The following is an 18,688-nucleotide window of genomic DNA, read 5'->3' as shown; positions in this document are numbered from 1 at the left end:
ATTTGCTAACTCATGCCTAGACGTGGTCGGATCCGAGGCGCTCGATGTTTCTCAATGCAATGAAGGCAGCCGTGAAGTTTCTCGCCGAGGGCGCGAAGTACATTCCCTACCATTGAGCGGAGGCGGGTTTAAGCCCGACGCATCAGCTTCAGTGACGCGACCAGCCGAAGGCTGCGCTTGCCGGCGAGCGCGATGCCTTCGAGTTCGCCGCTATCCTCGCTGCAAGTTCCCGAAAATCCGATCCCGACCTCGTAACCGCCGAACACCGGGTTCACGCCTTTCGCCGGCGTGTGCTCCTGGTTCAGCATCTCGCCCTTCCACCGGCCGTTCGCCGAGGAATAGGAGCCGAGATAATAGAAGAACGCATCGCCCCCGAGGATGCGGCCGTCGATCAGCAGCATCACGCCGGACAGTCCGGCATCGACCCCGTCCAGCGCCCGCAGGCTCATCCCGTAGAGCCCGTTGGCGATGCCGCCTTGGCCAATCGTCCCGCGTGCCGGCAGCACGCCGTCATCGAGCCGCGTGAGATTGGCCCAGAACTTGGCGCCCGGCATGGTGTTAGCGCCGCCCTCGAGACGGATCTGGTTGCCGTAGAGCCGGCCGCGCGCCCCGATCGAGGCGACGTCGGCGCCCATCAGCGGCTTGTAGTTGGGATCGTGATTGTGCCGCTCGGTGATCACCTCGGCGACGATCTCGCCGTCGCGCTCGAGATAGGTGCCAAGATGCGCAAAGCCGGAATTGCCGCCCAGCATCTTGCCGTCGTGCAGGCACATGATGCTGCAGCCGGACGCGTCGTTGACGCCGTATTCAACCTTGTAGAGCCCGTCCAGCAACGCAATGAACCCGCAAATTCGAAAGTGATCGACGGGTACCTAGCACCGCTGCCGCAGCCATTCCACCCGGCTTTTCCGCGCAGGGGTGGCTCGGAAACCCCGCTCCTGCCACCTTGCCATCATGCCCCTGTTTTGCCCGACAAAGCAAATCCATTTCGTAAAATCCGCATATCGGGATTTCGCAACGATTTCAATGCCAAGGCTACTGTGCATGGGGTTGTTTTCGAGCTTTTGTTCTGGAAAGCCCCCGGGCCCGCTCAGTGACGTCTTGAATACTGGACCTCAGGTGACCGAGCCCGCTGCGCTCTACATCCGTTCCGTCATGGCTTGGACGGCGGCGCAAACTGCTGATTGGCAAATGGCTCCTGCCCGGAAGGGACCTTCATGATGACGAAGTTGCGATTCATCGAGCGATGGCAGGCATTGCAGCCCTCGGTCAGATTGCCGAAGGCTTTTGCGAATTTGCGGCCGTCCTTCGCCGCGAGCGCGTCGGAGATCGATTGCAGCGACGGCTCCAACGTCGTGACGTTGCTGACGGGAATGCCCGAGTAGAGCACGGCGGCCTCGACCAGGCTGGTCTTGAGCTGGCGCAGCTCATAGTCCGCAAGCTCCCAGTGCTGGGCTTTGCCGGCCAGCCAGAGTTTCTGGTGACGCGTCTGCGCGATGCCCATGATGTCGCCGAGGCGCGGGACGTACAGGTCCGAGGATGGCGATTTGAGGTCCTGCGCCGCTGCCACGCCGGTTATCGCGCTTAGGCCGGCCAGGGCCAGCAGCATCCAACTTCGAAGCCTCATCGTAGATCTCCATTCCCGTGAGATCCAAGTGTAAGCCGGCGCGGCGCCCGGGAGTCTTGCGCTCGATCAAGGGCGGCGTCGATCCCGTCGGCAAAAGCACGCGATAATCTGCGGCTCGAACCCGCCTGCGCGGACACGCGACCAAGTGGAATGGATACTCCGCAGCCATCAGCACAAGACGAGATCGGCGCAATCATCGCCAGAGCAGCGAAGCTGCCGCTGCTCGATGCGGCCTACGAACTATGGCGCCAGCGCTACCGGTTCGACACGATCGAGGGACGCCCGACCGCCGAAGAGATCCGCATCAATCGGACGCTCACGCCGGAACAGTTCAGCGCCAAACGCCGCTATGAACGCGACCATGCCCATGAAGGGCCGATGTTCGGCTATGTGAAGCGCGCCCATCCGAACGCCGACGATCAGGCGATCAGGCAGGCCATCATCACCGCCGTCAGGTTCGAGGACGCCTACAACAAGCACTTCGACTGGAACGGTGATTTCGGCGACTGCGTGGCGCGCGCGGTGGCGCAGGCCGCGCGAAAGTTTCCCTTCTATCTCGAGACGAGCTATCGCGACGCCCGCAACGATCTCGCCTATTACATGAAGTGATTTAGAAGCACAGCGTGGTGACGAGCTTGCCCTGCTTGTCCTTGATCGCGTAGGGACAGCGCAGCCGCTCCAGCGCCTTCTTGGCGTCGTCGTCGCCGAGCGCCGCGGCCCGCTCGTAATAGGCTTTTGCAGCGTCCTTGTCCTTGGGCCCGCCGCGGCCTTCCTGCGCGAAGGCGCCCATCCGCTCCAGCGCGCCAGGATGGTTCTGCGCCGCCGCCTTCTCGAACAGCGCGCGCGCCGCGGCGTCGTCCTTGGCACCGCCCTCGCCTGCGGACAGCATCAGGCCGAGCTGATACTGTGCTTCAGCGTTGGTCTCGGCAGCCTTGCCGAGAAGTGCGCGCGCCTGCGCGGGGTCGGCCGGCGCGCTGCCGCCTGCGCCGCCGAGCGCGGCAAGATTGCTGACAGCGCGGGGATTGCCTGATTGCGCCGCCTTCTCGAACAGCTTTCGCGCCTGCGCCTCGTCCTTCGCAACGCCCGTACCGGTGGCATAGGCCACGCCGAGTTCGACCATCGCCGCACTCGATCCCTTGTCGGCGGCCTTGCGCCAGGCCGCCATCGCCTCCGCCGTCTGCCGGTTGGCGGCATAGGCCCGCCCGAGCGCGAACATGGCACGCCGTGACGATGCTGCGGCCTGTTTGCAGAACTTGACGGCGATCGTGACGTCGGCCGCTGCGATTTCCGCCACGCCCTTCACGTCAGCCGGCTTGTCGGGGTCGCTGGGATCGGCGGCGACGCGGTCGCACAGAACGAGGTCGGCCGACTGCGCCTGCGCCGTCAGCGGCGCGGCGAGCGCGAAGAGCATGGCAAGGAGATAAGTCCGCATGAGCATCACGTTGCGTCCCCGTCCCGGCAAATTCAAGGCTCAAGTCCCGATTGGCGCAGCACGGGCACGACATCAGGTGATGCCAAATAGCTTAAGAGCCGGTCGGCGGCTTCGGCTTGTTTCGCATTCGCCATGCGCCCGGCGGAGAACACGGCCGGCGTCTGCAAATCATGCGGAATCGGGCCGACGACCTCGATGCCGCCGACCTGCTTCAGCTCGCTGATCTGTTGCACGGCAAGGTCAGCCTCGCCGGTCACGAGCCGCTCCGCCGTGAATCCCTGCTCGACGATGGTGGCCCTGGCGTTGATCTCGGCCTCAATGCCCATCCGCACGATCAGCTGGGCGAAATACACGCCGCTCGCACCGAGCCGCGAATAGGCGACGGACCGCGCTGCGAGCAAGGTTGTGCGCAGCGCCGTTTCGTTGCCGATGTCGGGATGCACCTGCCCGGCCCTCACGGCGATGCCGACGAAGGAGCGCGCCAGATCGGCCGCGCCGCCGGCAACCACGCGCCCTTCGCCGATCATCTCGTCGAGCCCTTCGCGGGTGAGGATGACGAGATCGGCGGCTTCACCCTCGCGCAAGCGCTTGAGCAGCGCCAGGGTCGGCGCGAAGTCGGCATCGACATGGATGCCCGTCGCAGTCTCGAACGCGGAGGACAGGCTGCGCATCGCGCCCATCAGGCCGAGCGTCGAGAGCATGCGGACATTTTCCATGAGCCGTTCCTGGTTCCATGAGCCGTTCCTGGCGCGATCAGGCGCGATGCATCAGCCTGAGTGCTGCGGTCAGGCGCAGGCTGCGCTTGCCGGCAAGCGCGGTCGCCTCCAGCACCGCCTGCTCCGCATCGTAGCTACCGGAAAAGCCGATGCCGACCTCATGGCCGCCGAAGATCGGATCGTCCTTGGCCGGCGTGTGCTCCTGGTTCAGAATCTGGCCCTTCCAACGGCCGTTGGCGGCAGTGTAGCTCCCGAGATAGTGGAAGGACGCATCGCCGCCGAGGATGCGGCCCTGGTTGAGCAGCATCACGCCGGTGAGGCCGCCGTCGAGGCCGTCGAGCATCCGCAGATGGATCGAGTAGAGACCGTCGGCGATGCCGGCCTCGCCAACGCCCCCGGCAATCGGCACTTCATCTTCAGTGATCGGCGTCATCAGCGACTGGAAGGGCACGCCGGGCAGCTCCTTCAGCTCACCCTTGAAGCGATAGAGATCGCCGTCTGCCCAGCCCTTCGCGATCAAGGTGGCATCATCCGTGCCCGCCATGGCGCGGTAGCTCGGATCCGGGTTATGGCGGACGGTGCTGATCACGATGTCCACGCCCTCGCCGGTCTTCACGTAGGTGCCGATATGCGCGAAGGCCGAATTGCCGCCGAGCATCTTGCCGTTGCCGGCATGCATCACGCTCCGGCCGACGGCATCGCCGAGCTGAAATCTCACCTTGTAGAAGCCTTCAAACACCAGCCGTGTCCCCGGCCCTGCGCGCGTCCTGGAGCACTCTATCCCGCTTTCGGCGGCAATGGACAAGTTTCGCGGAGCCGGGTTCGGCACACACGGGGACGGCCGTCATTCAAATGCAAAAATCCGCCGGAGCCTTGCAGCTCCGGCGGATTGAGACCAACCCGGGCCAGCCCCCCAGCCCGGGCCGGGAGGATCTTAGGCCGCGGCCTTCTTGTCGGTCGGCACGGACGCGATCGTCTTCAGGATCTGCGAAGCGATCTGGTAGGGGTCGCCCTGCGAGTTCGGACGGCGGTCTTCCAGATAGCCCTTGTAGCCGTTGTTGACGAAGGAGTGCGGAACGCGGATCGAAGCGCCGCGATCGGCAACGCCGTAGCTGAACTTGTTCCACGGCGCGGTCTCGTGCTTGCCGGTCAGACGCTTGTCGTTGTCCGGGCCATAGACGGCGATGTGGTCCATCAGGTTCTTCTCGAACGCCGCCATCAGCGCCTCGAAGTACTCCTTGCCGCCGACTTCGCGCATATAGGCGGTCGAGAAGTTGGCGTGCATGCCGGAGCCGTTCCAGTCGGTGTCGCCGAGCGGCTTGCAGTGGAATTCGATGTCGATGCCGTACTTCTCGGTCAGGCGCAGCATCAGGTAGCGGGCCATCCACATTTCGTCAGCGGCCTTCTTGGAGCCCTTGCCGAAGATCTGGAATTCCCACTGGCCCTTGGCGACTTCCGCGTTGATGCCTTCATGGTTGATGCCGGCAGCGAGGCAGAGGTCGAGATGCTCTTCGACGATCTTGCGGGCGATGTCGCCGACGAACTTGTAGCCGACGCCGGTGTAGTACGGGCCCTGCGGCGCCGGATAGCCGTATTCCGGGAAGCCGAGCGGGCGGCCGTCCTTGTAGAAGAAGTACTCCTGCTCGAAGCCGAACCAGGCGCCGGGATCGTCGAGGATGGTGGCGCGCTTGTTGGACGGATGCGGGGTCTTGCCATCGGGCATCATGACTTCGCACATCACCAGCACCCCGTTGGTGCGGGCACCGTCCGGGAACACCGCGACCGGCTTCAGCACGCAATCGGAGCTGTGGCCTTCGGCCTGCTGGGTGGAGGAGCCATCGAAGCCCCAGAGCGGAAGCTGCTCGAGCGTCGGGAACGACGCGAATTCCTTGATCTGAGTCTTGCCGCGCAAATTCGGAGTCGGCGTATATCCGTCGAGCCAAATGTACTCGAGCTTATACTTGGTCATTGAGCCTCTCTGTAGATGATGCGAAAGGTTTGGGGGCCCGGAGGCCCCTGAACGTTTTGTACCCGGCCATCATCGGCCGGCCTTTTACAAGCATTTGTCGTGCCAAAAGGCCGCAGTCCGGCAGGTTTTCCCCCGCGGCCGCTCGATCTGGCCAAAGGCATGCGGCTCGCCCTACCCTGCGTCATAGCCGCGCACCTTCGCGTGAAGCTGCACCGCAAAATACCCGGGAATATCGCCCGATTCTGCAGCAGATGGGGCCATGCTGATTGGTGCCGATGAAACGCGCATCAACGCCTCGCAACTTTCGTAAAGTCTGGCGTCATGGCCCAGCAACCTTTGGAATAGCCCAGGCGTTGATCACGAAGCCGCTGCCTTGGAGGAAGCACAAGGCGCCATGCCCACAAATTGGGCGGCAACTGATTTTCTTTTCAGCACTTTCCAATCAGGGAAGCGCGGCCGATATGGGGACTCCAGTAACCACAATCGAACGAGTCGGGCGCACCATTGGAGGCCAAGGCGCTTCGACCAAGGAGAAATCGCAATGATGAACAATGGTCTGAGTCACGAATCTGCGAAGATCTACCAATTCCCCGCCGGGGGCCGCGCGGCTCTCGCCGGACGCCGCTATGGCGAGACCCGCCTTCCTGCCGATCACGCCTCGCTTCCTGCGAACGTCTCGATCTGCAGCGATAGCTGGTACCATCAAGACGCGGTCGACGAAGCCAAGCCGAAATGGGATCGCTGATGCCGACGGCCGGTTTGTTACCGCCGCGCTCTCACAAGCGCCCGGCGGCAGTTTGAAAAGGGTCGAAACAACGAAGTTTCGGCCTTTTTTGATTCTTGCACGAGCGATGCCGTTCAGGTCACTCCGCAGGCCGTGACCGGCCGCTTGAGGTGCTTGACCGTGGTGGCCCCGGTCTTCCCGATGGTCAGCGTGATACCGCCCCCCGAATAGCGCACGCCAGCAACAGCCAACCGCTTGGCGAGCGTGACGGCTTCGCCGTCGATCTGAAGAAAGGCGCGCTTGTCGCCATCATAAAAACCGACGATGAACTGGGTACCATCGGCACAGCGATAGGTCCGGAACGTCTGCGCATCAGCCTGCCGCGCCCAGCAAATTCCGCCCGCCAGCATGGTGACCGCCAAAAGAATGGCCTTGTGGCAGCCCATGATCGCCCCCTCTAGTACTCCTCGAGAACGCCCGTCGTGCGTCCAATGGAACATAACCCAAGCTGATCTCATGTCAGACTCCCCTGCCCGCCATCTCGCCCTGCAAGGCGCAAGCAATTTTCGCGATCTCGGCGGCTACCCGACCACCGATGGCCGCATCACGCGCTGGCGGCACATCTTCCGCTCCAACCATCTCGGCCAGCTCACCGCTGCCGATGTCGAGATCGTCCGCGCGCTGGGCGTCAGAAGCGCATTCGATTTCCGTGGCCGGGAGGAGCGCGCAGCCGGCATCTGCGTCGTGAACGAGATCACGGTGCACTCGCTGCCGATCGAGCCGACCGTCGTCGCCGCGCTGCGGGCCGAACTCGCGCGGGGCACTCTTACCGCGCCGGTGGCGCTCGAGCTCATGCGCGAGTCCTATCGCAACTATGTTCGCCACAACACGCACTGTTTTCGCGCGCTGTTCGGTCATCTTCTGGAAGACCGCGCGCCGCTCGTGATCCATTGCACGGCCGGCAAGGACCGCACCGGCTTTGCCAGCGCGCTGATCCTGCATGCGCTGGGCGTGCCCGACGACGTCATTGCCGAGGACTATCTCCTCACCAACAACCACTACAAGCGCGATGCGACGGCTGCCATCGACCTGCCGGAGGACGTCCGCAATGCCATCGGCAGCGTCGAAGCCTCTTACCTTGCAGCCGCGTTCGAAGCCGTCGACAAGGAATACGGCGATATCGAAACCTATCTGCGCGACGGCCTCAAGCTCGGCACAGCAGAGCGGACCGCGCTGAGGGAGCGCTATCTGCAATCATAGGCCAAGGCGCCGGGAGAACGACGATGCAAGGCAAGGTTCTGATCGTGACGGGCGCAAGCGGCGCGCTCGGCAAGGTGGTCACTGAGGCGGCGCTGGCACGTGGCGCCCGCGTGGCCGGCATCGACCATGCGCCATCGCAAGCCCCCGCAGTCGCCGACCGCGTCGAGATCGGCGGCGTCGACCTGTCCGACCCGGCGCAGGCGAAGACGGCCATCGAGACGGCGGCCAAGCATTTCGGCCGGCTCGACGCGCTGATCAACATTGCCGGCGGCTTTGCCTTCGAGACCGTCGGCGACGGCGACATCAAAACCTGGCAGCGCATGCATGCGCAGAACGTCCTGACCGCGCTCAACGCCTCGCGCGCGGCGCTGCCGCACCTCGCCGCATCCAAGGCCGGCCGCATCGTCAATATCGGCGCGATGGGCGCGCTCCAGGCCGGCAGCGGCATGGGCCCCTATGCGGCCTCGAAGGCAGCCGTGCATCGCCTCACCGAAGCCCTCGCTCAGGAGTGGAAGGGTCAGGTCACCGTCAACGCCGTGCTGCCCTCGATCATCGACACCAAGGCCAACCGCGCCGACATGCCGAAAGCCGACTTCTCCAAATGGGTGACGCCGCAGGAGCTCGCCGAGGTCATCCTGTTCCTTGCCAGCGACGCCGCGAGCGGCGTCACCGGCGCGCTGATCCCGGTCGGAGGACGGGTGTGAGCGTCTTGGTCGAACCGGCTGAACACAGGCTGGATTCAATCGGAGGCGAGAAGGCCCTAGACTAGCCGCAACTGATTCTCCGATCGGAACTGCCTTGGAAACCGCGCTTTACCTTCCCGTCAAACGCTTCCTCGAAGAGCTCGGCTTCACGGTCAAGGGCGAGATCGGCGGCTGCGATCTCGTCGGCCTCAGCGCCAGCGACCCGCCAGTGGTGGTGATCGGCGAGCTCAAGCTCGCCTTCAATCTCGAGCTGATTCTCCAGGCGGTCGACCGCGCGCCGGCGGGCGACGAGGTCTGGATCGCGGCGAAGATGTCGGCGCGCGGCAAGGGACGCGAGAGCGACGCGCGCTATCGAAATCTCTGCCGCCGCCTCGGCTTCGGCATGCTCGGGGTGACCGATCGCGGTCAGGTCGAGGTGCTGGTGAAGCCGCCGACGGCGGCGCCGCGCCGCGAGCCGAAGATTCGCTCGCGGCTCGTTGCCGAGCATCAGCGGCGCCAGGGCGATCCCGTGCTCGGCGGCAGCACCCGCGCACCGATCATGACGGCTTATCGACAACAGGCACTGGCGTGCGCGTCGGCGCTTGCCGAAGGCCCAAAGCGCGTGCGCGAGTTGCGCGAACGCTGTCCCGACGCCGGCAAGATCTTGCTTAACAATGTGTATGGCTGGTTCGAACGCGCCGAGCGCGGAATCTACGGGCTCACCGAAGCCGGGCGCGCCGCGCTGAAGCGTTGGCCGCAACAGCGGGTCGAGGCCGATGCAGGTGCTGCGTCACCGCCATGACACCCGACCGGTGCATAGCTGAGATGCCACACCGATTTCATATTGCAATGCAACATTCACGGCACTAGGTATCCCGGCATCAAGATGAGGCCGTTATGAGCGCAGACTGGAATACCAAATATGGCACGCGGCGCGTCCGCCACGATCCGCCCACCTTGGACGAGGCGATCTTCGCCGCCGTCGGCATCACCGACGACCAGGCGCAGCAGGCCGAGATCGCCGCGGCCTTGATGGGTATGCCGCTCGATGTCGTTCAGGCCGAGGTGAAGAAGCAGGCCCGCACCAACAGCCGCATCACCGCGACGCGCGTGATCGCCGGCGAACAGGGCGCGCAGCGCTCCGTGGTGGTCGAACGCCGCGTCGTCCGCCGTTTCGGCAACGACAAGCGCACCGGCACCTGAGCGTTCATTTCACTGCCCAAGAACACGAAAGCGGACCGGCCTTGCCGGTCCGCTTTGTGATTCCGTCTGCCATTTCAGGCTATGCGGCGCGATTGCCGTACATGCTGGAGATCAGCTTCCAGCAAGTGCTGTTGAAGCTGAGAAGCGCGCGCCCGGCCGTGAAGGGCGAGGCCGCCAGTTCGGCGAGCTCGGCCTCAGGCGTCTTGGCGAGGTCGATCGTACCCGTCGATTCACCGTGGCGGAAAGCCAGATGCGCTCCGAACTTCCTCGCGAGCGCCCGCATCGCGTGATTCTCGGCGCCCGTGGTGATGCGCAATTGCTTGTAGCCCCTCCAGCGCGCTTCCGCGATCAGCCGGCGGAACAGCGCGGTTCCGACACCCTGGCGGCGCGCTGAGGCTTCCACGCTGAAGGCGACCTCGGGCAAGCAATCACCCTCCGGCGGATGCAGCTCGGCCGCACCGCGGACCATGCCATCGACGATGTAGGCGACGATCACGGTGCCGTCGTCGGCACAGCGGGCGGCATAGCGCTCGATGAAGCTGTCGTCGAGAAAGCCGTTGAAACGGTCGTGCCTGCTGCCGGCATCGAGCCTCAACAGGTGATCGCGCAGAAGCGGCAATTCTTCCTGCTGGATCAAGGTCCGTACATAGCCGGGAGCGGTCCGGACGATCTCTTCAAGTACCACGTCAAAACTCCTCTTGGTGTCCCTCGAGGAGGCGTTCGAATCCCTAGGCCCCCTATATTGTGCATCGCACCATAATTTTCAAGCCGGAGGCCTGCCCAAGTTTCGGGCACCGGAAGCGACTAATTCGTTAACAGAATCAAAGCCCCGTAGTCTTACAGGACCAGCTGCGTCTGGGTCACAACGGCGACCAGCTTGCCGTCCTCGGTCTCCAGCCGGGTGGTCCAGATCTGGGTCCGCCGGCCACGATGAACCGGAGTGGCCGTGGCGATGACCGTGGTTCCCTCCTTGGCTCCGCCGATGAAATTGGTCTTGCTCTCCAGCGTGGTCGTGCCCTTGGCATCCTCGGGCAGATTGATCACGGTCGCCGCCGCGCCGACGGAATCGGCCAGGGCCATCACTGCCCCGCCATGGATGGTATGGTGAAGCGTGCAGAGATCGGGCCGGACCGTCATCCGCGCCACCACGCGGTCCTTCTCGGCCTCGACGAACTCGACGCCCTTGAGCTCGGCGAACGGCATCTTCATCGCTTTAAGTTGATCGAGCGGCGTCATCACATCTCCTCCCAATTGCTTGTTGTCTCAGGGTGAATTGCTTCGCGCGGCAAAGCAATGACGTCCGAGGTAATGGCGGTGCTGACATATGCGCCGCGTTCGCGCATATGCTCCCTCCATGCGCCACTTCCCGCCCCGCCGCGTCGTCTGTCTCACCGAAGAGACGGTCGAGACGCTCTATCTGCTCGGCGAGCAGGACCGTATCGTCGGCGTCTCCGGCTATGCGGTCCGCCCACCGCAGGTGCGGCGCGAGAAGCCACGGGTGTCGGCTTTCGTCTCAGCGGACATCCCGAAAATCCTGGCATTGGAGCCGGACCTCGTGCTCGCGTTCTCCGATCTCCAGGCGGGCATCGTCGCCGACCTCGTCCGCGCCGGCATCGATGTCCACGTCTTCAACCAGCGCGACATCGCCGGGATCCTGGCGATGATCCGCACGCTAGGTGCACTGGTTGGCGCCGCGGGGTGCGCGGAAGACCTAGCGCAAGGCTTCGAGCGGCGCCTTGCGGCGATCGCAGCAACGCCCCGCCCCTCGCCGCCGCCAAAGGTCTATTTCGAGGAATGGGATGATCCGTTGATCTCGGGCATCGGATGGGTGTCCGAACTGATCGAGATTGCCGGTGGCAAGGACGCCTTTCCGGACCTGCGCCATCGGCAGGCGGCGAAGGATCGCATCATTTCACCGGACGACGTGCGTGAGGCTGCGCCCGACGTGATCCTCGCATCGTGGTGCGGCAAGAAGGTCGTGCCCGCCCGCATCAAGCAGCGCGACGGATGGAGCGGCATCCCGGCCGTGCGTGACAACCGCATCATCGAGATCAAGTCGCCGATTATTTTGCAGCCGGGACCGGCGGCGCTGACGGACGGGCTCGATGCGATCGTGACGGCGTTGTGGGGCGAGCAAAGCTCTCTCATCCCGTCATCGCGAGTGTAGCAAAGCAATCCAGAATCTTTCCACGGGGACAGCCTGGATTGCTTCGCTCGCAATGACGCTCGAGGCAACGTTCGGTGCTCACGTCACCGCGTTCACGACCTGGTACTCCGGCCGGCGCCACACCTCTCCCCCGATCACCTCCTCGATGATCTCAGCCGCCCGCACGATCTCGGCTTCGCCGATGTACAGCGGCGTGAGGCCGAACCGCATGATGTCGGGGGCGCGGAAATCGCCGATGACGCCGCGAGCGATCAGGGCCTGCATGGCGGCGTAACCACCATCAAACGCGAAGGAGACTTGCGATCCGCGCTGCACATGCGCGCGCGGCGTCACCAGCTTCAAGGACGGGCAGCGGCGTTCCACCTGTGTGATCAGGAGATCGCCCAGCGCCAGCGAGCGTGCGCGGACGTCAGCGATATCGACGCGGTCCCAGATGTCGAGCGAAGCCTCCAGCGCCGCCATTGCCAGCACCGGGGGCGTACCGACGCGCATGCGCTCGACGCCACCGGCGGCTGCGTAAGCGAGCTCAAATGCAAACGGCTTTGCGTGGCCCATCCATCCCGACAGGGCCGCGCGCGCAATATCGGCGTGGCGCGGCGCGACGTAGAGGAAGGCGGGCGCGCCCGGGCCGGCGTTGATGTATTTGTAGGTGCATCCCGCGGCGAAATCGGCGCCACAGCCGGCGAGATCGACCGGCAGCGCACCGGCGGAATGGGCGAGATCCCAGACCGTGACAATGCCGAGCGCATGCGCCTTTGCGGTCAGCTTCGCCATGTCGTGGCGGCGGCCGGTGCGGTAATCCACCTCGGTGACGTAGAGGACGGCGATCTCCTCCGACAGCGCCATTTCGATCTCTTCCGGTGCAACCAGGCGCAATTGATGGCCGCGCCCGAGCGTTTCGATCAGGCCCTCGGCCATGTAGAGATCGGTCGGGAAATTGCCGGTGTCGGACAGGATCACCTTGCGCGACGCGTTCATGTCGAGCGCGGCGGCGAGCGCCTGATAGACCTTGAGCGACAGCGTGTCGCCGACCATCACGGAACCCGCTTCCGCGCCGATCAGCCGCGCGATGCGGTCGCCGACATGGCGCGGCTGCGCATACCAGCCCGCGGTGTTCCAGGCGCGGATCAGCTCGTTGCCCCATTCATCCGTGATGACGCGGTTGACGCGCTCGGCAACGCCAAGCGGCAGCGCACCGAGCGAGTTGCCGTCGAGATAGATCACGCCGTCAGGCAAATGGAACAACGCCCTGGTGTCGTCGTAGACGCGAAGCCTGGTCATGGACATTCCTACAAGATCGTGCGCACGCGCCAGAGTTCGGGAAACAGTTCGACCTCCAGCATGCGCTTGAGATAGCTGACGCCGCCGGTTCCGCCGGTGCCGCGCTTGAAGCCGATGACCCTCTCGACCGTCGTCACATGGTTGAAGCGCCAGCGCCGGAAATAGTCCTCGAAATCGACCAGCTTCTCGGCGAGCTCATAGAGCATCCAGTGCGTCTCCGGCGCCTCGTACACGATACGCCAGGCTTGCAGCACGCCCTCGTTGAAGCTGTGGGTCTCGCGCACATCGCGAGCCAGCACCGCCGCAGGCATCGTCAGCCCGTTGCGGTCCGCGAGCCGCAGCACCTCGTCATAGAGGCTTGGCGTCGCGAGCTCGGCTTCGAGCAGTTTCGTCGTCGCGGCATCGTGCGCGTGAGGCTTCAGCATGGCGTGATTGCGGTTGCCGAGCAGAAACTCGATCAGCCGGTATTGCCGCGACTGGAAACCGGAGGACTGGCCGAGTTGCGAGCGGAAGCGCGTGTATTCGCTCGGCGTCATGGTGCGCAGCACGTCCCAGGCGCCGTTCAGCTGCTCGAAGATTCGCGACATCCGTGCCAGCATCTTCATGGCAGGCTGCACCTCGTCTTTCGCGATGGCCCGGCGCGCGGCGCTGAGCTCGTGGATGGCAAGCCGCATCCAGAGCTCCGTGGTCTGATGCTGGATGATGAACAGCATCTCGTCATGCGCCTCCGACAGCGGATGCTGCGCGCCGAGGATCGCATCCAGCGCAAGGTAGTCGCCGTAGGACATCCGCCGGGCGAAATCGGTCTCGGCGCCTTCGCTCGCGGGATCGTAGTCGCTGGACGTCATGACAAGGTCCTTTCGATCTATCTTCCCGGGCTTTGCTCAGTCGAGGCCGATCAGGCAGCCGGTGATCGGCGAGGATGGATCCTTCAACCCGTCGATGACGGTAAAATGGTTGAGGCCGGGCTCGACGACGAGGCGGGTCGGCACATCGAAGCCGGTCCAGACATTGGCCAGCAGATCGGATTGGCGGATGAACTCGGGCCGCTCGCTGGCCCCGACCCAGGCGGTCACAGACGAATGCCCTCGCGGCAGATGCAGCGCCGCGCTTTCCAGCGTCGCCTCCTCCATCGTCATGCGCAGCGTCTCGTTCATCTTGGTCTTCAGGAGCGGACGCAGATCGTGCAGGCCGCTGATCGAGAGCGTGCCGGCGATGCGGTTGTAGACGGCCGACTCGAGGCGGCTGTCGTCGCACAGCATGCGGGTGACGAGATGGCCGCCGGCGGAATGGCCGGCGAGCCGGATCGGACCTGAGACGAGCGAAGCCGCCTTGGCGATCGCTGCGGCGATCTCGGCCGTGATGTCGGAGATGCGCGCGGCGGGGGTCAGCGTGTAGCTCGGCAGCGCCACCGTCCAGCCGTGACGGCGCGCGCCTTCGGCGAGATCGGTCCATGTCGATTTGTCGAAGCGCATCCAGTAGCCGCCATGGACGAACACGACGAGGCCCTTGCTGTCGCCGTCCGGCAGGACCAGATCGAGCTTCTGGCGCTCGCCGGCGCCATAGGCGATGTCGGGGCGAAACTCCGTCAGTCCGGCGCGATACGTCGCCGCCCGCTCCGCCCACAGGGCCGGCATCTTGTCCGAGCCCTGGATATGGGCCGAATTGGCATAAGCGTCATCCCAGTCGCGCATCGTGATTTCCTCGACGGACTCAAGTCCAGCAAACCGGACGCCAGTCTGCCACCGGCAAGGCCACCATCCTAGTCTTTATTTTAAGCTTAAAGGATTTGGGCGCGCCCGTGTTTCGGGCAGCGGAGCGGCAATATCTTCCGCCTGCAGGGGGATCTGGTGGCCGCCCGGTCATTGCGAGCGCAGCGAGGCAATCCAGAATCTTGCCGTCGCGGCAGCCTGGATTGCTTCGTCGCTTCGCTCTTCGCAATGACGGGGGGAAGAGCGAGGCTCGACGGCTACGCCTTCTCCACCCCGCACCATTCCGCGATGAACAGGGCCATCGCCTTGGTCGTCTTCTTCAGCGAGTCCAAATCGACATATTCGTTGAAGCCATGCATCTCGCCGCCGCTGGCGCCGAAGCAGAGGCTCGGGATGCCGTGATTCAGGCCGTAGAAGCGGGTGTCGGTCAGCGCGGTGAAGACGAGATCCTCGACCGCGCCGCCGTAGACGGCGTTGAAGGCCTTGCCGAACGCAGCTTCCGGCGCGGCCGCGTCGGTCAATTCATAGCCTTCCGACAGGAAGCCCGACCATTCGATCTCCGGCGGATTGTTGGCGAGGAAGCGGTGGTTGCGCGCCGCGGCCGCGACGCAAGCCATGATCTCCTTCTGGTGATCGGCGATCGACCAGCCCGGCAACACGGCAATCCGGCAGTCGACGTCGCACCAGGCCGGCACGCTCGAGGCCCAATCGCCGCCCTTGATGATGCCGGGGTTGAAGTTGATGGGATGGTTGAGCGTCTTGAAGTGACGATCGGCCTTGGCGCGCTCGTTCCATTCGATCTCGAGCTTTTGCAACGCCTGGATCAGGTGATACGCCGCCATGATCGCGTTCGCGCCTGAACCTGCGAAGGCAACGTGGGTCGGATGGCCCTTCACGCGCAGGCGAAACCAGATCACGCCGACCTGCGAGCGCACCATCTTGCCGCCGGTCGGCTCCGGAATGAAGCACGCGTCCGCGCGATAGCCGCGCTGCAGCGTCGAGAGTGCGCCGACACCGGTGCTCTCCTCCTCGATCACCGACTGGAAATGGATCCGCGCCGTCGGCCTGAAGCCCGCCGCCTTGATCGCATCAAGCGCATAGAGCGCACCGATCGTGCCCGACTTCATGTCGCAGGCGCCGCGGCCGAACATCTTGCCGTCCTTGATGACCGGCGAGAAGGGCGGCGTATCCCACAACTCCAGCGGGCCCGCCGGAACCACATCGCAGTGCCCCTGCAGGATCAGCGATTTGCCGCCGTTGGTTTGCGGACGGTAAGTACCCACCACCGTGCGCGCCTTGGAGAAATCGTGCTCGATCGGACCGAAACCACGCAGATCCTTGAGGTCATCGACATTGATGTGCCAGTCATCGACCTCGTAGCCGCGCTCGCGCAGGAGGTCGCCGATCATGTCCTGGCACGGACCCTCCGCCCCGCGGGTCGAAGGGATCGCGACGAAATCGCGCGTGGTTGCAAGCTGAGCTTCGAAGCCGCTATCGACGGCGTCAAGAATCCTCTGCTGCGTTTCGGCATTCATCAGGCAACTCCAGGCATCTCAATGGTTCTCAAGGAGTGCGCAAACTAGCCGATTTCAGCCGTTCGGGTACTCCACAAAATAAGCATCCCGCAATGCATCTTCGAGCAGCCGGCCTTCGGAATAGCCATTCAGCGTGGCGGGCCGGCTCACACCGTCCAGCAGGCGCGGGCACGGCTCCGGGGCGCCGAGCACGGTGCGCACCGGAATGCGCTCGGCATAGATCGGCAACGCATAGTCCTCGTCGTCGTCGGCAACGCCCTTGGCGCGGATCTTGGCCGAGGCTTCCTCGATTTCCATCGCGATGAAGGACGTCGCCTTGATCTCCTGCGTGGTGCTCTGGCGGAGGCCAGCGGTGCGGCCCGGGAAGAAGCGGTCCACCATGGCGATCACCGCCCGCTCCTTCTCCTCGGGATCGGTGACGAGATAGGCGGTTCCGAACGCCATCACCGCGCGGTAGTCGGCGGAATGGTTGAAGCCGCAGCGCGCCAGCACGAGGCTGTCGAGATGGGCGACCGTCAGGCAGACGCGCTCGCCCTTGGTCTGGTTGCGCAACATGCGACTGGCGCTCGAGCCGTGCCAGTAGAGCCTGGTGCCCTCGCGCCAGAAGAACGTCGGCGTGCAATAGGGCTGGCCGTCGATCACGTAGGAGACGTGACAGAGCATCGAGGAATCCAGGATGCGATGAACCGTGTCGTGATCATAGAAGCCGCGGTCGTGCCGGCGCTTCACCTGGTTGCGTGCCGATGTCGGATAGGAATTAGAGGTCTTGGTCTGGCTCACGACGGCTCCCACTCGGATTGGAAGAATTCCAGAGCAGTTGTAGCGGAGCTTTTGGTCTGCGATAGTTCCAATTCCATGCGAAAAATTCCGACCAATTCTTCCTCGCCGGCCAAAACCGAACTGCCCCTCGACCTCACGGGGCCGCACATCACGGCCGGCGCCTCCGCCGCTCACCGGCTCTATCAGGCGCTGTGCGAGACGATCGTCTCCGGCCTCGTCAAGCCCGGCGAGCCGCTGCCGCCCTCGCGGACGCTGGCCAGGCAGACCGGATTCCGGCGCAACGCCGTCGTCACCGCGTATGAGCGCCTGATCGCCGACGGCTTTGCCGACGCAACTATTGGCTCCGGAACGTTCGTCGCCGCACGTATCCCTGCTCGGCCGACCGAGCGGAATAAGTCGAAGGTGGTTGTCGAAACGCCCAGGCAGGGCGCGTTCGCGCTCGGCTGCACCCATATCGATGAGCGTGCGGTGCAGCGTTTTCGCGCTTTCGTCGGCCGGCGCATGCGCGCGTTCGGGTCCGAGCACCTGCACTATGGCGATCCCCGCGGCAGCCGCGAGCTGCGCGCGGCGATCGCCGATCATCTGCTCTCGGCCCGCGGACTGCGCTGCGACCCCGATCAGATCATGCTGACATCGGGCACGCTGCACGCGCTGCGCATCGTGCTGAGCGCGATCCTCAAATCCAACGACCAGGTCTGGTGCGAGGACCCCGGCTACCCGGCCGCGCGAAAAACAATCGCCCATTGCGGCTATCGCGCCGTACCCGTCCCCGTCGACGAGCACGGGATGCGTGTCGCCAAGGGCCGCATCGCGGCGCCGTCCGCGCGCGCGGCCTACGTCACACCGTCGCACCAGTTTCCACTCGGCGTGCAGATGTCGATGCCGCGGCGGCTCGAGCTTCTGGACTGGGCCAGGCAAGCCGGCGCGTTCGTGCTCGAGGACGATTACGACAGCGAGTTCCGCTACGACGGCGCACCGCTGATGTCGCTCGCCGGCATCGATCGCCTCCAGCGCGTGATCTACCTGGGCACGTTCGCCAAGACGCTGTTTCCGGGCCTGCGCATCGGCTATTGCGCCCTGCCCGAACGCCTGATCGCGGAGGTGACCGCAGCGCGCGCGGCGCTCGACCGCTTTCCCGGCACGCTGATGGAAGGCGCGGTGGCCGACATGCTCAATTCCGGCGCCTTCGTCGCGAACCTGAGGCGCGTGCGAAAGCTCTATCGCGAGGCGCGCGATGCGCTCGCCGAGACGCTGGAGGCCAGATCCGACGGCGTTCTATCCGTGCCGGTGCCATCCCACGGACTTCATCTTGTCGCCCGGTTCGATCCTTCGGTCGACCTGTCGGTGGCAGCGCAAGCCAAACGAGCCGCCGGCGCCGAGGGCTGGCTATTGGCCGACACCTATTCGCGCGCGCGTCCGCTGCCTGGATTCGTGCTGGGATTTTCGGGGCATGCAGTTCCGCAACTCGTGGCGGCCGCCGACCGGCTTGCGCGGGAATCGCGCTCGGCCTTGCGCGCGAACGGCAGGTCGAGCCGGCGGGCATAACCAAGCTTCACTATCAGAATCGCTGACCGGCCCCTACATTGCGGCTTCAGTTTC

The 18,688-nt window shown here is 64.6% G+C and carries 22 protein-coding genes; 8 read left to right on the top strand and 14 right to left on the bottom strand.

What is annotated here, in order from left to right; genetic code table 11:
* Nucleotides 1-128: 128 nt before the first annotated feature.
* Together AX729_RS07870 and AX729_RS07865 are read right to left on the bottom strand one after the other, a co-directional pair.
* The gene (locus tag AX729_RS07870) at nt 129-833 is read right to left on the bottom strand and encodes a hypothetical protein (RefSeq protein WP_061021733.1); all 705 of its coding nucleotides are present in this window, start codon (nt 831-833) and stop codon (nt 129-131) included.
* Nucleotides 834-1,153: 320 nt separating this feature from the next.
* On the bottom strand, nt 1,154-1,627 hold the full coding sequence (locus tag AX729_RS07865) for a hypothetical protein (protein WP_061021731.1): 474 nt from the start codon (nt 1,625-1,627) through the stop codon (nt 1,154-1,156).
* Nucleotides 1,628-1,777: 150 nt separating this feature from the next.
* Between AX729_RS07865 and AX729_RS07860 the strand changes: the two genes are divergently transcribed.
* Nucleotides 1,778-2,236, top strand: a complete 459-nt coding sequence (locus AX729_RS07860) for a hypothetical protein (protein WP_061021730.1) — start codon at nt 1,778-1,780, stop codon at nt 2,234-2,236.
* Nucleotide 2,237: 1 nt separating this feature from the next.
* On the opposite strand, the gene AX729_RS07855 is transcribed toward AX729_RS07860, so the two are convergent.
* From AX729_RS07855 to AX729_RS07840, 4 genes are all read right to left on the bottom strand, one after another.
* Nucleotides 2,238-3,059, bottom strand: a complete 822-nt coding sequence (locus AX729_RS07855) for a tetratricopeptide repeat protein (protein ID WP_061021873.1) — start codon at nt 3,057-3,059, stop codon at nt 2,238-2,240.
* 32 nt (nt 3,060-3,091) lie between these two features.
* Entirely contained in the window at nt 3,092-3,775 is a 684-nt protein-coding gene (locus AX729_RS07850; protein ID WP_061021727.1) for a substrate-binding domain-containing protein, read from the bottom strand.
* Between the two features lie 37 nt (nt 3,776-3,812).
* Nucleotides 3,813-4,514, bottom strand: coding sequence for a GrlR family regulatory protein (locus AX729_RS07845; protein WP_061021725.1), 702 nt, complete (start codon nt 4,512-4,514; stop codon nt 3,813-3,815).
* A gap of 195 nt (nt 4,515-4,709) precedes the next feature.
* On the bottom strand, nt 4,710-5,744 hold the full coding sequence (locus AX729_RS07840; RefSeq protein WP_061021723.1) for a glutamine synthetase beta-grasp domain-containing protein: 1,035 nt from the start codon (nt 5,742-5,744) through the stop codon (nt 4,710-4,712).
* A 541-nt stretch (nt 5,745-6,285) separates the two neighbouring features.
* Between AX729_RS07840 and AX729_RS07835 the strand changes: the two genes are divergently transcribed.
* Nucleotides 6,286-6,489 (top strand): DUF2735 domain-containing protein, encoded by a 204-nt coding sequence (locus AX729_RS07835; RefSeq protein ID WP_061021721.1) that lies wholly within the window; start codon nt 6,286-6,288, stop codon nt 6,487-6,489.
* 113 nt (nt 6,490-6,602) lie between these two features.
* On the opposite strand, the gene AX729_RS07830 is transcribed toward AX729_RS07835, so the two are convergent.
* Nucleotides 6,603-6,914 (bottom strand): MliC family protein, encoded by a 312-nt coding sequence (locus AX729_RS07830; RefSeq protein ID WP_061021719.1) that lies wholly within the window; start codon nt 6,912-6,914, stop codon nt 6,603-6,605.
* Nucleotides 6,915-6,984: 70 nt separating this feature from the next.
* Here AX729_RS07830 and AX729_RS07825 point away from each other — a divergent pair, with 70 nt between their 5' ends.
* The 4 genes from AX729_RS07825 (at nt 6,985) to AX729_RS07810 (ending at nt 9,614) form a co-directional block, all read left to right on the top strand.
* Nucleotides 6,985-7,728: a tyrosine-protein phosphatase gene (locus tag AX729_RS07825; protein ID WP_061021717.1), complete on the top strand. Its 744-nt coding sequence runs from the start codon at nt 6,985-6,987 to the stop codon at nt 7,726-7,728.
* A 23-nt stretch (nt 7,729-7,751) separates the two neighbouring features.
* Complete coding sequence (locus AX729_RS07820) at nt 7,752-8,432, top strand: SDR family oxidoreductase (RefSeq protein ID WP_061021715.1); 681 nt, start codon at nt 7,752-7,754, stop codon at nt 8,430-8,432.
* Between the two features lie 94 nt (nt 8,433-8,526).
* Nucleotides 8,527-9,213: a DUF2161 domain-containing phosphodiesterase gene (locus AX729_RS07815; RefSeq protein ID WP_061021712.1), complete on the top strand. Its 687-nt coding sequence runs from the start codon at nt 8,527-8,529 to the stop codon at nt 9,211-9,213.
* A 95-nt stretch (nt 9,214-9,308) separates the two neighbouring features.
* A complete protein-coding gene (locus AX729_RS07810) occupies nt 9,309-9,614 on the top strand; it encodes a hypothetical protein (RefSeq protein ID WP_028182079.1) in 306 nt (101 codons plus the stop codon).
* Nucleotides 9,615-9,693: 79 nt separating this feature from the next.
* On the opposite strand, the gene AX729_RS07805 is transcribed toward AX729_RS07810, so the two are convergent.
* A complete protein-coding gene (locus AX729_RS07805; protein ID WP_061021710.1) occupies nt 9,694-10,299 on the bottom strand; it encodes a GNAT family N-acetyltransferase in 606 nt (201 codons plus the stop codon).
* A gap of 152 nt (nt 10,300-10,451) precedes the next feature.
* Entirely contained in the window at nt 10,452-10,850 is a 399-nt protein-coding gene (locus AX729_RS07800) for a PaaI family thioesterase (RefSeq protein ID WP_061021708.1), read from the bottom strand.
* A gap of 118 nt (nt 10,851-10,968) precedes the next feature.
* Here AX729_RS07800 and AX729_RS07795 point away from each other — a divergent pair, with 118 nt between their 5' ends.
* Entirely contained in the window at nt 10,969-11,781 is an 813-nt protein-coding gene (locus AX729_RS07795) for a cobalamin-binding protein (protein WP_061021706.1), read from the top strand.
* 78 nt (nt 11,782-11,859) lie between these two features.
* Here AX729_RS07795 and kynU read toward each other — a convergent pair whose 3' ends face one another.
* The 5 genes from kynU to AX729_RS07770 all read right to left on the bottom strand — a co-directional run bounded on the left by kynU (nt 11,860) and on the right by AX729_RS07770 (nt 17,089).
* Nucleotides 11,860-13,062 carry a kynureninase gene (gene kynU, locus AX729_RS07790; protein WP_061021871.1) on the bottom strand — a complete coding sequence of 401 codons (1,203 nt, stop codon included), beginning with the start codon at nt 13,060-13,062 and terminating at the stop codon, nt 11,860-11,862.
* An 8-nt stretch (nt 13,063-13,070) separates the two neighbouring features.
* Nucleotides 13,071-13,910 carry a tryptophan 2,3-dioxygenase gene (gene kynA, locus AX729_RS07785; RefSeq protein WP_061021704.1) on the bottom strand — a complete coding sequence of 280 codons (840 nt, stop codon included), beginning with the start codon at nt 13,908-13,910 and terminating at the stop codon, nt 13,071-13,073.
* 36 nt (nt 13,911-13,946) lie between these two features.
* Complete coding sequence (locus AX729_RS07780) at nt 13,947-14,756, bottom strand: hormone-sensitive lipase (protein ID WP_061021702.1); 810 nt, start codon at nt 14,754-14,756, stop codon at nt 13,947-13,949.
* Nucleotides 14,757-15,031: 275 nt separating this feature from the next.
* Complete coding sequence (locus tag AX729_RS07775; protein WP_061021700.1) at nt 15,032-16,309, bottom strand: ArgE/DapE family deacylase; 1,278 nt, start codon at nt 16,307-16,309, stop codon at nt 15,032-15,034.
* Between the two features lie 54 nt (nt 16,310-16,363).
* Nucleotides 16,364-17,089: a pyridoxamine 5'-phosphate oxidase family protein gene (locus AX729_RS07770; RefSeq protein WP_061021869.1), complete on the bottom strand. Its 726-nt coding sequence runs from the start codon at nt 17,087-17,089 to the stop codon at nt 16,364-16,366.
* A gap of 75 nt (nt 17,090-17,164) precedes the next feature.
* Here AX729_RS07770 and pdxR point away from each other — a divergent pair, with 75 nt between their 5' ends.
* Nucleotides 17,165-18,634 (top strand): MocR-like pyridoxine biosynthesis transcription factor PdxR, encoded by a 1,470-nt coding sequence (gene pdxR / locus AX729_RS07765; protein ID WP_061021698.1) that lies wholly within the window; start codon nt 17,165-17,167, stop codon nt 18,632-18,634.
* Nucleotides 18,635-18,688: the final 54 nt, after the last annotated feature.

This window comes from Bradyrhizobium sp. CCH5-F6, assembly GCF_001556045.1.
Lineage (GTDB): Bacteria > Pseudomonadota > Alphaproteobacteria > Rhizobiales > Xanthobacteraceae > Bradyrhizobium.
This window is presented reverse-complemented; position numbering and strand designations above follow the sequence as displayed.

Excerpts from the sequence above, each read along its gene's own strand:
- AX729_RS07865 (WP_061021731.1), bottom strand. The coding sequence starts at position 1,627 with ATGAGGCTTCGAAGTTGGATGCTGCTGGCCCTGGCCGGCCTAAGCGCG.
- AX729_RS07860 (WP_061021730.1), top strand. The coding sequence starts at position 1,778 with ATGGATACTCCGCAGCCATCAGCACAAGACGAGATCGGCGCAATCATC.
- AX729_RS07855 (WP_061021873.1), bottom strand. The coding sequence starts at position 3,059 with ATGCGGACTTATCTCCTTGCCATGCTCTTCGCGCTCGCCGCGCCGCTG.
- AX729_RS07850 (WP_061021727.1), bottom strand. The coding sequence starts at position 3,775 with ATGGAAAATGTCCGCATGCTCTCGACGCTCGGCCTGATGGGCGCGATG.
- AX729_RS07840 (WP_061021723.1), bottom strand. The coding sequence starts at position 5,744 with ATGACCAAGTATAAGCTCGAGTACATTTGGCTCGACGGATATACGCCG.
- AX729_RS07835 (WP_061021721.1), top strand. The coding sequence starts at position 6,286 with ATGATGAACAATGGTCTGAGTCACGAATCTGCGAAGATCTACCAATTC.
- AX729_RS07830 (WP_061021719.1), bottom strand. The coding sequence starts at position 6,914 with ATGGGCTGCCACAAGGCCATTCTTTTGGCGGTCACCATGCTGGCGGGC.
- AX729_RS07825 (WP_061021717.1), top strand. The coding sequence starts at position 6,985 with ATGTCAGACTCCCCTGCCCGCCATCTCGCCCTGCAAGGCGCAAGCAAT.
- AX729_RS07820 (WP_061021715.1), top strand. The coding sequence starts at position 7,752 with ATGCAAGGCAAGGTTCTGATCGTGACGGGCGCAAGCGGCGCGCTCGGC.
- AX729_RS07810 (WP_028182079.1), top strand. The coding sequence starts at position 9,309 with ATGAGCGCAGACTGGAATACCAAATATGGCACGCGGCGCGTCCGCCAC.
- AX729_RS07800 (WP_061021708.1), bottom strand. The coding sequence starts at position 10,850 with ATGACGCCGCTCGATCAACTTAAAGCGATGAAGATGCCGTTCGCCGAG.
- AX729_RS07795 (WP_061021706.1), top strand. The coding sequence starts at position 10,969 with ATGCGCCACTTCCCGCCCCGCCGCGTCGTCTGTCTCACCGAAGAGACG.
- kynU (WP_061021871.1), bottom strand. The coding sequence starts at position 13,062 with ATGACCAGGCTTCGCGTCTACGACGACACCAGGGCGTTGTTCCATTTG.
- kynA (WP_061021704.1), bottom strand. The coding sequence starts at position 13,910 with ATGACGTCCAGCGACTACGATCCCGCGAGCGAAGGCGCCGAGACCGAT.
- AX729_RS07780 (WP_061021702.1), bottom strand. The coding sequence starts at position 14,756 with ATGCGCGACTGGGATGACGCTTATGCCAATTCGGCCCATATCCAGGGC.
- AX729_RS07775 (WP_061021700.1), bottom strand. The coding sequence starts at position 16,309 with ATGAATGCCGAAACGCAGCAGAGGATTCTTGACGCCGTCGATAGCGGC.
- pdxR (WP_061021698.1), top strand. The coding sequence starts at position 17,165 with ATGCGAAAAATTCCGACCAATTCTTCCTCGCCGGCCAAAACCGAACTG.